The 13,644-nt window shown below is 38.4% G+C and carries 13 protein-coding genes; 2 read left to right on the top strand and 11 right to left on the bottom strand.

Annotation, left to right across the window (positions count from 1 at the left end):
• Positions 1–87 precede the first annotated feature (87 nt).
• From ESZ36_RS07220 to rsmE, 7 genes are all read right to left on the bottom strand, one after another.
• On the bottom strand, positions 88–1,236 hold the full coding sequence (locus ESZ36_RS07220; RefSeq protein ID WP_146785626.1) for an ABC transporter permease: 1,149 nt from the start codon (positions 1,234–1,236) through the stop codon (positions 88–90).
• Complete coding sequence (locus ESZ36_RS07215; RefSeq protein ID WP_146785623.1) at positions 1,236–2,207, bottom strand: ABC transporter ATP-binding protein; 972 nt, start codon at positions 2,205–2,207, stop codon at positions 1,236–1,238. The genes ESZ36_RS07220 and ESZ36_RS07215 overlap by 1 nt, the downstream gene beginning before the upstream one ends.
• Positions 2,204–3,172: an HlyD family secretion protein gene (locus ESZ36_RS07210; protein ID WP_146785620.1), complete on the bottom strand. Its 969-nt coding sequence runs from the start codon at positions 3,170–3,172 to the stop codon at positions 2,204–2,206. The genes ESZ36_RS07215 and ESZ36_RS07210 overlap by 4 nt, the downstream gene beginning before the upstream one ends.
• Before the next feature lie 146 nt (positions 3,173–3,318).
• Positions 3,319–3,765 carry a Holliday junction resolvase RuvX gene (gene ruvX / locus ESZ36_RS07205; RefSeq protein WP_146785617.1) on the bottom strand — a complete coding sequence of 149 codons (447 nt, stop codon included), beginning with the start codon at positions 3,763–3,765 and terminating at the stop codon, positions 3,319–3,321.
• Positions 3,766–3,872: 107 nt separating this feature from the next.
• Entirely contained in the window at positions 3,873–4,505 is a 633-nt protein-coding gene (locus ESZ36_RS07200) for a YqgE/AlgH family protein (RefSeq protein ID WP_146786155.1), read from the bottom strand.
• A gap of 84 nt (positions 4,506–4,589) precedes the next feature.
• Complete coding sequence (gshB, locus tag ESZ36_RS07195; protein ID WP_146785614.1) at positions 4,590–5,552, bottom strand: glutathione synthase; 963 nt, start codon at positions 5,550–5,552, stop codon at positions 4,590–4,592.
• Positions 5,553–5,628: 76 nt separating this feature from the next.
• Positions 5,629–6,363: a 16S rRNA (uracil(1498)-N(3))-methyltransferase gene (gene rsmE, locus ESZ36_RS07190; protein ID WP_146785612.1), complete on the bottom strand. Its 735-nt coding sequence runs from the start codon at positions 6,361–6,363 to the stop codon at positions 5,629–5,631.
• A gap of 163 nt (positions 6,364–6,526) precedes the next feature.
• On the opposite strand from rsmE, the gene ESZ36_RS07185 reads away from it, so the two are divergent.
• A complete protein-coding gene (locus tag ESZ36_RS07185) occupies positions 6,527–7,129 on the top strand; it encodes a DUF3313 family protein (protein WP_146785609.1) in 603 nt (200 codons plus the stop codon).
• Between the two features lie 179 nt (positions 7,130–7,308).
• Here ESZ36_RS07185 and metK read toward each other — a convergent pair whose 3' ends face one another.
• Both metK and murI read right to left on the bottom strand, forming a co-directional pair.
• On the bottom strand, positions 7,309–8,496 hold the full coding sequence (gene metK, locus ESZ36_RS07180; RefSeq protein WP_146785608.1) for a methionine adenosyltransferase: 1,188 nt from the start codon (positions 8,494–8,496) through the stop codon (positions 7,309–7,311).
• Positions 8,497–8,674: 178 nt separating this feature from the next.
• Positions 8,675–9,448: a glutamate racemase gene (murI, locus tag ESZ36_RS07175; protein ID WP_146785605.1), complete on the bottom strand. Its 774-nt coding sequence runs from the start codon at positions 9,446–9,448 to the stop codon at positions 8,675–8,677.
• Between the two features lie 260 nt (positions 9,449–9,708).
• On the opposite strand from murI, the gene ESZ36_RS07170 reads away from it, so the two are divergent.
• Positions 9,709–11,025, top strand: coding sequence for an MDR family MFS transporter (locus tag ESZ36_RS07170; protein ID WP_146785603.1), 1,317 nt, complete (start codon positions 9,709–9,711; stop codon positions 11,023–11,025).
• A 31-nt stretch (positions 11,026–11,056) separates the two neighbouring features.
• On the opposite strand, the gene ESZ36_RS07165 is transcribed toward ESZ36_RS07170, so the two are convergent.
• Positions 11,057–12,286 carry a GAF domain-containing sensor histidine kinase gene (locus tag ESZ36_RS07165; protein ID WP_146785601.1) on the bottom strand — a complete coding sequence of 410 codons (1,230 nt, stop codon included), beginning with the start codon at positions 12,284–12,286 and terminating at the stop codon, positions 11,057–11,059.
• 727 nt (positions 12,287–13,013) lie between these two features.
• Positions 13,014–13,634: a response regulator gene (locus tag ESZ36_RS07160; protein WP_146785599.1), complete on the bottom strand. Its 621-nt coding sequence runs from the start codon at positions 13,632–13,634 to the stop codon at positions 13,014–13,016.
• Positions 13,635–13,644: the final 10 nt, after the last annotated feature.

The following is a 13,644-nucleotide window of genomic DNA, read 5'->3' as shown; positions in this document are numbered from 1 at the left end:
TAACAAATTGATAATTTAAAAGTTGTAGATATAAAAAATTTTATTTCGAAATAGGTTGTATGGGCTTAAATAGATAGTTGAAGAAAACTAATCAAGGGTCTTTTTAAAACGCAATGCTGCAACGAGCAAACCAAAACAAGTAAAACCAATTAACCAAAACATATCAAAGTTCATCTCAATAACGTCAACATCACGTAAAACAACGCCCCTAATTAAGCGGATAAAGTGCGTAGCGGGTAACGCCTCTGCAATATATTGCGCCGGCAGTGGCATACCTTCATAAGGAAACATAAAACCAGATAATAATATTGAGGGTAGCAAGATGAAAATGGTCATTTGCATTGACTGCAATTGATTTTTGGCAATGGTTGATATAACTAGTCCGAGCACTAAACTGGCGCAAATAAACAGCAAGGTAGCAATCGCAAGTTGGGTCAATCCACCATTAAAAGGCACGTTAAAAAGCCAATAACCGAGTCCTAAAATAATGGTGACTTGAATAGCGCCAATAAATATATAAGGAAATATTTTACCAATCATCAATTCAATAGGGGCAAGTGGCGTGGTGATGAGCATCTCCATATTCCCGCGCTCTTGCTCTCTGACAATTGCAGCCGAGGTAAACATTATCATGGTCATCGTCAGTATCACGGCAACAAGGCCAGGTACAATGTTCACTACACTTCGTTGTTCTGGGTTATAGAGTAAGGTCACTTCAAACGTAGGGGTATTTCGGTTGGCCGGTTTGTCTAGCAGTTCAGCTAACGGCATATTGCGCAAACTTTTTATACTACCCGCTATAACCGTATCAGAGCCATCTACTAACCATTGTGCAATGGGCCTGCTGGTTTCTTGTTTACTCGATGGCGGTAAACCAAAGCCGACACTGGGGTGACGAACCAATCGCTGGCTAACGTCTTGTGGAATAATCAGTACCGCACGCACTTCATTACTATCAATCGCTTTTTGTGCTGCTTTTACCGAGTGATAGCTGTGGGTGAAGGTGATAATACCTGTTGCAGAAACTGTTTGTTGTAATATACGACTTAGCGATGTTTGGCTATGATCAACTACGCCAACGGGAATATTCCGTACATTGGTATTAATAGCAAAAGCAAATAACAAGAGTTGTACAAAGGGGATCATGATTACCATGGCAAAAGTCATTCTGTCGCGGCTAAGTTGCAATAACTCTTTAGTGACGATTGCTTGAATTCTCAATAAAGATGTTTTCATTATCGTGCGCCCCCTTGACCAGTGCAGCTTACAAAGACATCTTCCAGACTAGGTCTAACAATGGCAAGTTGATCTGTTGGTTTTATACAGGATTGGCGCTGTAATAGCCCTACCGGATTTCTCTCTGCTTTATTAACTAAAACGCGTAAATGCGTACCTAACTGAGCGGCTGAGATGACTTGCGGCAGTTGGATTAGCTTGTCTTTTATATAACGTAAGTCATTTGCTGCAATCTCAACAACCTGTGCCGACATGTTATTCATTAACGCTTGAGGTGTATCGTCTGCTCTTTTAACGCCGTTTTCTAAAATGGCTAATTTATGGCAACGTTCAGCTTCATCCATGTAATGAGTTGAGACCAAAATAGTGGTGCCCTGATCGCAAAGATCAAATAATTGTTCCCAAAACTCTCGGCGATTTTGTGGGTCAACCGCTGATGTGGGTTCGTCTAAAAAGAGTAGTTTAGGTTTGTGTATCACAGCAGCAGCAAGGGCTAAACGCTGTTTTTGACCGCCACTCATGCTGCCAGCAAGTTGCTGGCTTTGTTGGGTTAATTGATGAGTACTTAATAACTCACTCAAACGTGATTTTTGTTCATTAGCCGTTAACCCATAAATCTTGCTGATGAATTGTAGGTTCTCTTTGACAGTAAGATCATCATAAAGCGAGAATTTTTGTGTCATATAGCCAATTTGCAAGCGCAGTTTATTAGCTTCTTGCGGTAAATGACAACCCAATACATTAATCTGACCACTGGTAGGTTTTAATAAGCCAGTGAGTAATCGAATAGCAGTAGTTTTACCTGAACCGTTGGGTCCTAAAAAACCGTAAATAGTTTGTTTTTCAACGGTTAAATCTAAATTCGATATGGCGGCTAATTGACCGAAATTTCGGCAGAGACTCTTAGCGTTTATAGCCAATTCAGGACTGTAAGTTGTATTGTTGGCTGCGGCACGGGTCGAAAGAATCATGGCATTTGAACTTGCGCGGGAACACCCATGGGTAAATCTGCAGCACTATCAGGTAATTGTATTTCGGCCAAATACATGAGGTTGGCCCGCTCTTCTTGGTTCAGAGCGTAATAAGGGGTGAAAGCGGGTTCGGAAGATATCCATCGTACAGTGCCGATAATAGGAGCTACCAAGCCATCAACGTGTACCATTAATCTATCAGCAACTTTTATTTTTACTCGGTAGGGTTCTGGCACATAAACACGAGCAAAAGGAGCGTTGCCTGCCAATACAATTGCCACAGGACTGCCTTGTGTGACACGTTCGCCTAAGTTCCATGGTAAGTTATCTAATAAACCATCACGCTTGGCGGTAATGGTTAAATCCTTGAGTTTTTTCTTTTCGCTATCCACTACTGCGATTGTGGTCGCTAAAATAGCCTCGGCGATTTGTAAGTCTTCAATGCGAGCGCCATTGATAAGTTGTAAAAGTTTCTCTTGAGCGCTGTGTAATTTAGCAGTATTTTCATCACGCGAGGCAAGGGCATTATCAAGTGTTGCTTGACTCGCTAATTCTTTTCTAATCAGTATTTTAGCTCGTTGATAATTGGCTTCACTTTTTACTAGCGCTGCTTTGGCACCAGCAACTTGCGCAGAGGCTGCAGCAACTTCTTCTTCACGAGCACCATTATGCACTTTTTCTAAATTAGCCTTTGCCTGTAACATTTGCGCCTTTGCTTTAGCAACCAGCGCTTTTTGAATCGTATCATCAAGCTTGACCAGTACAGTACCTTTTCTTACTTGGCTACCTGCACTAACAGGTAAAGCGGTGATGATTTCACTCACTGTTGCGGTGTGAGCTATACGCTCTCGCTCTAACGTGCCTAGGGCAATACCAGGTTTACTGCTATCACAAGCATTGAGGGAAATTAGCGCGAAAAGCAGCATAAATAGATTAGTGCAAGTAACGAACAACTTGGCAGACATGATTATTTATCTCATTGAAATGTAGACTAGTTTTTAGTTTAATCCCAATGAGTTTAAAGTCAATTTATTCTCTAGCTATAGACAATATTTAGACGAGGTTTAGACAAGGTTAAGTTGAATAGATGAGGGCAGTTTAAACACAGTAACTAATTGTACTGTTGCTCAAAATAGCTCTCAATAATTAACCTTGCTGATTCAGCATCAATATTATCTTTTTTCAAATTTTTAAAACCGCCGCGAGCAAATAGTTGCTCTTTGGCATCAGCAGTGGTTAATCGCTCATCTTGAAACTCAACTTGTATACCGAAACGGCCATGGATTCGGTTACCGAATTTTTTAGCGTCTAAGGTAAGTTGTTGCTCACTACCGTCCATATTCAGTGGTAAACCAACGACAATAAAATCAGGCTGCCATTCTTTTAAATATTTGGCTAAATTATCCCAATGCGGAATTCCATCATTGGCTTTTACCGAACCAAGTGGTGTAGCACTGCCTGTCATTTCTTGGCCTACGGCAACGCCAATATATTTTTTACCAAAATCGAACCCAATAACGGTGCGTTGGCCAATGGGTGATTTAGTTTTAGTCGACATTTTTTTCCTTGGGGTACGGTCATTATTTTAAACAGTAAGCTTATGCAGCAATGTTATGATGTAATCTTATGATGCATTTTATGCATTGGAGCTGAAAAGGGCTGCGATTAAGCATGCCCAATATCGGTAGATAAATGGGCGACATCAATACCCAGTTTTTCAGTGGCCTTTTTCCAACGTTGCTCGATTGGTGTTTTAAAAAGTATTTCAATATCGGCAGGCGTGGTAAGCCATGAATTAGCCTGCAACTCTTGTTCAAGTTGACCTGGTCCCCAACCTGCATAACCTAAGGTAACAATAAATTGTTCAGGGGCCATTTGAGTGCCCAGTGCCATTAGGATATCTTTTGAGGTGGTGATCATTAGCTCTTTACTCAAAACTAAAGAGCTGCTCCAACCTGGTTGTGAACTATGCAGAACAAAACCTCTCTGTTGAGCAATAGGACCACCTGCGAGTACTAATTGTTCTAAGCTATTGGTGATATCAGTGACAAGCGAAATATCATTTATATCATCCTTTTCAGTTATCTTACTGCTTTTACTCATTCTGTTAGATTTGTCATCTTCATCTGGCTCTATTTGCTTGAGCAGATCCGCTAAGGTGATATTAACGGGTAAGTTGATGATCAAACCCATAGCACCATCTTCATTGTGCTCACAAATATAGGTCACAGTTTTATTAAAATAAGGATCACCAAGAGAAGGCATGGCAATCAATAATTGGTTCTCTAAACTAATCATTGCTTGAGACTGATCTATTTCTAGATCCTTCTTGAGCGTTGCTTTTTGTTCTGATTTTTGTTGTTTTTCCATGCAATTCAACTCTTATTTTTTGATGTTATCTTCTATCGCATCCATTAACTTGCCACTGATATTTATTGGATAAGCTGCTTCAATTTCACGAATACAGGTAGGACTCGTCACATTGATTTCAGTCACTTTATCACCAATAACATCAAGGCCAACAAAGTATAGACCACGCTTCTTCAATTCAGGGGCAATGGCATCAGCTATTGCTTTATCACTAACACTAAGAGGGCGAGCAACGCCACGTCCGCCGGCAGCCAAATTACCACGAGTTTCACCCTGAGCAGGTATACGCGCTAGGCAGTAAGGCATAGGCTCACCATTAACAATCAGTATACGTTTATCACCATCAGCAATCTCTGGCATAAACTCTTGCACCATAGCATATTGCTCGCCATGGTTGGTTAAGGTTTCGATAATTACACCTACGTTAACATCATCCGCTTTAATGCGAAATATTGACGCGCCACCCATGCCATCAAGGGGTTTAATAATAACGTCTTGTAGTTTATTGTGAAATTCACGAATTTTATCACTACTACGCGTTACTAATGTTTTAGGAGTGAATTCGCTAAACCAAGCAGTAAATAGCTTTTCATTACAATCACGTAAACTTTGTGGTTTATTTACAATGAGTGTGCCTTCAACTTCAGCACGCTCTAGAAGATAAGTTGCGTAAATAAACTCAGTATCAAAAGGAGGATCTTTACGCATCAATACTGCATCTAACTCACTCACGGCTATATCTTGTGGATCTGATAACTCATACCAATGCTCACTATCATCAAATACTTTAACTCTGTGCGTTGTAGCACGACATTGGCCTTGCTCAAGATATAAGTCTTTCATTTCCATGTAGTAAAGTTCATAGCCACGTTGCTGTGCCTCAAGCATCATCGCCATTGATGAATCTTTTGCTACTTTAACTTGTGATATAGGATCCATCACTATGCCGAGTTTTATTACTTTATTTGTAGTCATTTTTTATCCTGTTCAATGTTGATGCGAATCAATGAGTAATTTTTTAACGCTGTCGTTGAGAAAAACAACAATAAATTTAGTGTAAATCACCAAAGCGGCATTGTAATGCGGTAATTGCCGTTAATGCCGCGGTTTCAGTACGTAATACTCTTGGGCCAAGCAGTACATCGTGAAAATCACTGTCATTGGCTTGAGTGATTTCTTCATCACTTAGACCGCCTTCAGGACCGATGAGTAATCGAACACGAGTATTTTCCATGGGCAAACTCATGATGGAATGCTGGGCTTTTGGATGTAAATTAATTTTTAAGGCGCTGGTTTCTTGTTTTAACCAATCGGCTAATAACATCGGCTCTGCAACAACGGGCACGCTTGCACGACCACTTTGCTCACAAGCACTAATGACAATTTTTTGCCACTGTTGGCGTTTTTTCTCAAGACGTTCGGCATTAAGCTTCACTCCGCAGCGCTCGGTAAATAAAGGGGTAATGGTATTCACGCCAAGCTCTACTGATTTTTGTAACGTAAAGTCCATTCTATCGCCACGAGAAATACCTTGCCCTAAATGAATATTAAGCGGTGATTCACTGTTGTTTTCTTCTTGGGAAATAACGTTTACGTCAGCTGATTTTTTACTTATATTACAAAGTGTTGCTGTATATTGGAAAGCCTCTTCACCATTAAACAATGTAATAGTGTCACCTTCTTTTAGGCGTAAAACTCGCACTACATGACCAAACGCGTCATCAGATAACGTCACTGTTTCGTTAAGAGCAAATTGACTTTGTTGAAAAATTCTTGGGTTACGCATAATAGGGCTTAATGGAAAATCATGATTATTAAACTAAAATAAGGGCGGCAAGTGCAAAAAACAATGAATAAATGTATAAAGTTGTACTCTTTTATTGGTTTCGTTTGACTAGCTACGAAATTACACGTAATTTCTTAAGTAATATAAATAAAAAGGATTAACAATGAAAAAAATTATACTTACCACGCTTGCGGCCAGTGTATTTTCTTTAGGACTCGCAGGTCAATCAGCCATTGCTGGTGAAATGATCTCAGTGGATAAGAACTTTGCTAGCCCAATTATTTCATTAAGTGGTTACGATAAGGTTTATATACAAGACTTAGACCTTTCCCACACTAAAATTATTTCACCTCCTTGGATTGATAAAGAAAGTTTCGAATGGAAAGTCACAGATAGTAATCGAGCTCATTTAAAAGCACGCTTTAAAGAAGGTGTTGAAAAAGGCTTAACTGAGAATAAAGGCCGCTACGATATTGTAGATAAAGAAGGTAAGGGTGTACTTATTGTTGATGTAGAAATTATCAGCTTTATGCCGTATGCCTCACAAGAAGATACTGAAACAACAACGAAAGGCTCTGGTGAGTTTCATTTATCAGTTCACTTACGTGATGGTAAGACAAGAAGCTTAATTCATATCTTTGAAGGTACACAAGCCATTGGTGATGACTATCAACCTAATACAGCGATGGAACGTGCTAAAGATGCAAAAAACCTATTTAAGGCTTGGGGTCAATCATTACGTAAAAAGCTTGATGCTGCTAACTAGTGCGAGTATTTAATAGGCTTAAATAGATCCTATTAAAATAAAAAACCAGTTTATCTACTAGATAAGCTGGTTTTTTTATGGACAGAATTTATGATAAATCTATCCGTTGATTAGTGAGGAGAAGCTAGATAATGCTTTAACGCATAACTCAGTTTCTCCTTAGCTTTATTCGGTATTAACTATAAACCTGCAGCTTTACGTAAATCGTCTGCTTTATCAGTTTTTTCCCAGCTAAAGGCTGTGAAAGTATCATCACCAACGGTCATTTCAAATGGTTCACGACCAAAATGACCATAGGCAGCAGTTTGCTGATACATAGGGTGTAATAGGTCTAACATTTTAGTAATGCCATAAGGACGTAAGTCAAAATGTTCACGTACTATTTCAACTAATCTCTCTTCAGAGATACTTCCGGTACCGAACGTATCAATTGAAATAGAGGTAGGCTCAGCAACACCAATGGCATAAGAAATTTGAATTTCACAACGATCTGCAAGACCAGCGGCAACAATATTTTTAGCAACATAACGCCCAGCATAAGCAGCACTACGGTCAACTTTTGATGGATCTTTACCTGAGAAAGCACCACCGCCGTGACGAGCCATACCACCATAAGTATCAACAATAATCTTACGACCGGTTAAACCACAATCACCTACTGGGCCACCAATAACAAAACGACCTGTTGGGTTGATATGGTATTTAGTATCTTCAGTTAATAATTCTGCAGGTAATACATGGTTAATAATATTTTCCATTACTGCACTAACCAAATCTTCCTGTTTAATATCAGGGTTATGCTGCGTAGAAAGTACAACGGTATCAATAGCAACTGGCTTATTATCTTCATAGATAAACGTTACTTGTGATTTAGCGTCTGGGCGTAACCAAGGTAAAACACCTGATTTACGCGCTTCAGCTTGGCGTTCAACTAAACGATGTGAATAATATAATGGTGCAGGCATTAATGTAGGTGTTTCATTGGTTGCATAACCAAAAATTAAACCTTGATCACCAGCACCTTGCTCTTCTGGTTTGCTGCGATCTACGCCTTGAGCAATTTCAGGTGATTGTTGACCAATCAAATTCATGATGCCACAAGTTGCGCCATCAAAACCAACATCTGATGAGGTATAGCCTATTTCGCTAATCACATTACGGGTAAGTTTTTCTAAATCAACCCAAGCATTAGTTGATACTTCACCAGAAATAATAGCAACACCGGTTTTTACCATCGTTTCACAGGCTACACGAGCATGTTTATCTTTGGCAATAATGGCATCTAATACCGCATCAGAAATTTGGTCGGCAATTTTATCCGGATGGCCTTCAGAAACAGACTCGGAAGTAAAAAAATGTCTAGACATAAATCCTCAGAAAAATTTGAGTTATACAAAATAATGGGGCGATTCTACACCTGTTGAAAACAACTTTCTAGCTTTTTTACGCCTAGACGGCTAAACGTCTCTAATTAATTGTGATTTTATTGAACTAGCGTAATGTTCTTGGAGGTTTTATCTAAACGAAGTTATTGAAAGGGGTAATTTAGTAAGGCTCTAATGCATGTAAAGTAAGTGGCTCCTGCCATAATTGGCTAAATATTTCTTCTTGCTGTTTTGTCTCAAGCGAGCTAAAAAATTGATATTGTCCTTGTTGTTTTTTACATGCATCTATTTCTTTTTCTACTAATTTCTTGCTTAATTGTACTGTTACCGGTGCCGCTGTCTCAATAATTGTCACTTGTTGACCGGCAATGATGCTTATTTGTTTTTGGACAAAAGGGTAATGAGTACAACCAAGTACTAGCGTGTCTATACCTTGCTCAATGAGAGGATCTATATATTGTTTTAACAAGGCATTACAAGCGTCACTATTTTGTTTACCTTGTTCAATAAATTCAACTAAACCCGGGCAGGGTTGGATTAGAACTTGAGCGCCATTATGGTGTAGGTCAATTAAGTCTTTAAAGCGTTGATTTTCGCTGGTTGCTTGTGTCGCTAATATAGCCACTTTTTTACTGATACTCTGCTTTGCAGCAGGTTTAATTGCTGGCTCAACCCCAATGATAGGAATATTTACTTGCGCTCTAAGTTGCTCAATGGCATTTACGGTTGCGGTATTACAGGCAATAACTATGGCTTTTACGCCTTTAGCAATAAGTTGCTTGGCAATGTGATTTACACGCTCAATAATAAATTTAACAGACTTTTCGCCATAGGGTGCATGGAGACTGTCGGCAATATAGATAATATTTTCATGTGGAAGTTGCTGAGCAATACATTTAGCAATAGACAGTCCGCCGACACCAGAGTCGAACACGCCAATAGGGGCTGAACTGCTAGGGACCTTTTGTTTTATTTCTTGAGTAATAATAGTCTTCGCTCAGGGATATTAAATTAATTGTTCCAGTAAATTGTATTGCTTTTATCAGCCAAAAAGCAATACAATTAATTAAGTAAGGTTTTTTGTTTATTTAATTGAATTCAAGATAAGGTAGAGTTTGTAATAGCTGATTTTAATTTTATCTTGATTAAGACCAATAAAGCTCATTTGTTGGTCCGTTCGGTCTAAGGAAGTTCATGTCTAATGTTGTTTCAGTAAAGCGCTTTAAAGAATTCCCACCCTTAATGTGGATTTTGTTATTTGGCTCATTTATTACTCGTGGTAGTTACTACATGGTATGGCCATTTTTAGCGGTGATTCTTTATGAAAAATTTGCATTATCTGCTACACATGTAGGGCTCATTCTTTCAAGTGCTGCCGTTATTTCAGTGTTAGTGAGTTTCGTCGGTAGCGCGTTATCTGATCGAATTGGCCGTCACCAGTTAATGTATGCCAGTGGTATTTTATATATCATTTCTTTTTCGTTATTAGCTGAGGTGAATACCATTGCCGGTTATTCGCTGGTGATCACCTTGTGTTCGATAGCTACCGCACTATGGCGACCACTCACGTCAGCATTAATTGGCGATATCATCAATGATAAAGGCACTCGCGAACTAGCCATGCAGTCATTGTATTTTGTCGTGAATGTCGGGTGTGCTGTCGGCCCAATGTTAGGGTTGTGGCTAGGCTTAACAGGAGAGCAATCAAGTTTTTATATTACTGCGGTAGCATTTGCCTTTTTATTGGTGCTTTTATGGTGGGGTTTTCATCAACACAGCAAGTTTGAGAATGAAAAATCACTTAAAGCTAATCAAAGGTCTGCCAATTCAGTGGAGAGTGACAAAAATAGTATCTCTAGTGAAACTAAAAATCAGACTGAAATCAAAGCGAAAAGTGGTGGAAGTAATCAAATACTAAAGGTATTGATTGCTGATAAGTTATTACAATGTCTTATTTTTGCTAATATATTATGCATGTTCATTTATGCACAAATGGATAGTTCGCTTATACAATATTTAACGCGAGCTAAAGTTCCTGACTTATTACAGCTTATTTCAGCGATGATTTTTACCAATGCGTTAGTCATCATTTCAACGCAATTTTTATTACTGAAATTAATGGCAAGTTTATCATTGGTTAGCCGAATACAAGTTGGTCTAGTGTTGTTGATGTGCTCACAAGTTTGGTTAGCGGTAAATCCATTAACGCTCTTTTGGGGATGGATTGGCGCGATTGTCGTGATGAGCTTAGCGGAAACTATTCTTTTCCCTACTATGAATGTGCATATTGATCGTTTGGCACCGGAGCATTTACGTGGTGCTTACTTTGGTGCTGCCTCATTTTATGAATTTGGCTATGCTATAGCGCCATTAGGCGGTGGTATTATTCTCGACCAACTTGGCGGGTCTTGGTTATTCTTTATTGCTGCAGCGTTAACACTGATCGTTATTTATCTTTACAGTATGTTGGATAATTTACCTCGACCTGACTTTGTAAAAATTGAAAACTAAATTTTCGTAAATAACACAACGTTTAGCGTATTTATTTGCTGGAGGAAAAGTCAGCCAATTTAGGCAGGGTTATAACAAAGTGAACACCAGGAGATGAGTCCAGTATGGATATTTCACCGTGTAGCTGTTGGGTTACGATTCTTTTGGCAAGACTTAATCCTATACCACTGCTACCCGTCGCACGCTTTGTGGTATAAAAAGGATTGAATATTTTTATATGTTCGCTGTTAGTAATTCCTTGGCCATTATCTCTAAAGTGCAGCGTAATTAGATCGAGGTAATTTTCAAACTCAATGCTTATTGAAGGACTCTCTATATCAACTAAGCCATGCTCTAGTGAGTTTTTACAGAGAATAAGTAAAACTTGTTGCAGCAAGTCAGGTGCAATAAAAGCCTGCGTATCATCGCAGTCCTGATATTTGACTTTATACTTAACATTATTGATATTAAGAATATCTTTATGTTTTTTAAACGTGCTTTTTACAAGAGAGGATAACTCAAGTAATTGATAATTTTTTACATCATTAGACATTAAAAGGTCTTGTAATTTACTGACTTGTTCTGCGGTATGATTAAGACTATTACTGAGTAAATTTACGCTTTCTTTAATGGTACTCAGACCTAAAGCTAGTGTGTTTTGACTAAGAGATTTTGATGCTAATTTTTGCTCAATGTTTTCAATGTTTGACTCAATGATACTAGTGGCCGTTATTACTATGCCTAAAGGGGTATTGATTTCATGAGAAAGCCCACTGATTAAAACTGATAATTCTTCAAGTTTTTGTTTCTCTTCTATAATATGCTGTTGATGTAGTAGTTTTAGCTGCACTTCAAAGCTTTGTTTAATTGCCTCTAATAGTCCAATGGTTGTTTTTGAAAACACATGTTCTTTACTGTCTAAAATACAAATGGTACCAAATAGGCTGCCGTTATCGTCGACAATGGGCAGACCTAGGTAGGCAATCATATTAAGTTTTAAATCAGGATTGTTATTCCAGTTCTCATCACAAAGGGCATTGGGAATATTTAGTATCTTTTGTGATTTTAGGACTTGTTCACAATAAAGCCCTGAGCCGTTTAAACACTCAGAATTTCCAATAGTATAGGGGTTATCACTCGTACCAGTATTTTTACTAAAAACGGTGATATTATTTTTTTCAATTTTCATTACTAAAGCAACAGGCACAGAAGCGAGTTTAGCAACTACAGCAAGTGTTTTATTCCAGCTCTCTATTAATTCTTCATTCTTCTGATTATACAAATGTATGCTCCCTATACCTAGACTGGATATCTAATAATACTATCATACTAAAATCCTCTCATTTGTTAAAAAACAAGATTAGTTAAGTAGTACAAAATACAGTATTTATACCCGCTCCACTTGAAGATGCTCGTTTCAGGAAGTCTGAGCGATTCATAATTAAGGCACATTTTTTTATTAAGGGTTATTCAGGAGAATATGCTCCTGCATTCTCTAATAACACCATCCATGTAGCGCCCTTTAAAAGAAATGTAACGCAGAGTATGATTTGCTCAGCCTTCCCCCCAAAGGGCTAGTTTAGAAACGCTTTATGCTGTGTTATTGATTTCGACAATAGAATAACTATTCTCTTCAATCAATGCCTTGCCTAAAGGCGTTTCTAATTCCAGCTGAATCCTGCATCTTCAAGTGGAACGGGTATACATGTCGATAATATTGATATGGATTATTATTAAAAGATGAAATAGGTAAATGAAATAGATGAATGAAATATGATTAGTATTAAGACTAAATAATTTAGCCTTAAGTAGGGGGAGGTTGTTGTTATCTGGTTAATATTGTAATTAGAGTAGAGGACAAAAGTGGCGCATTGATTGTATGTCTCGCAGCGCAGGTCACTATAGTGTGTTTGTATATTATATTCGATAAACCCTCATGACACTTCAGTAGATACTATTACTAAAGCCCCATGAGAAATTAATTAATCGCTAATTCCTGTACTTTAATTCTAGCGATCTAAACCATAATCAATGGCGTAACGCATTAGACCAACCGTTGAGTCGATACTAAGTTTTTGCTTTATATTACGTTTATGAGTTTCAACCGTGCGAACGCTAACGTTTAATTCTTGCGCTATTCGCTTATTGTTCAGGCCTTGTGAAATCAGTCTTAATACCAATTGTTCTCTTCTGGTAACAATGCCTCGTTGTTCGCCAGCGAGCTCTTTTGAAAGGATCTCTGTAACTTCTGAGCTGAAATAATGTTTACCTGAAATGACTTTTTTAATGGCCTCTATTAATTCAGTACCAGGCACATCTTTTAAAATGTATCCATCGGCGCCATGGCGCATAGCTCCTAAAATGTACTCTTTATTGTCATGCATACTTAACATAAGCACTTTGCAATCTAAATCTTGCTCTTTAATCAATTCAAGTACATACATGCCATCCATCTCAGGCATATTGATGTCCATTAGAACAATATCAAAATCAAGGCTTTTAATAAGCTCCAGTGCTTGTTTACCATTTTCCGCTTCCCCAACAACCTCTAGGCTGTCATCAAGACTTAAACGATGTTTTAGCCCTTCTCTAAAAAGTGGATGGTCGTCAACTAACAGTACTTTAATCATAATGTTCTCT

This window comes from Colwellia demingiae (assembly GCF_007954275.1).
Lineage (GTDB): Bacteria > Pseudomonadota > Gammaproteobacteria > Enterobacterales > Alteromonadaceae > Colwellia > Colwellia demingiae.
Note: the sequence above shows the minus strand (reverse complement) of the source record. Positions and strands in the feature narration are given on the sequence as shown.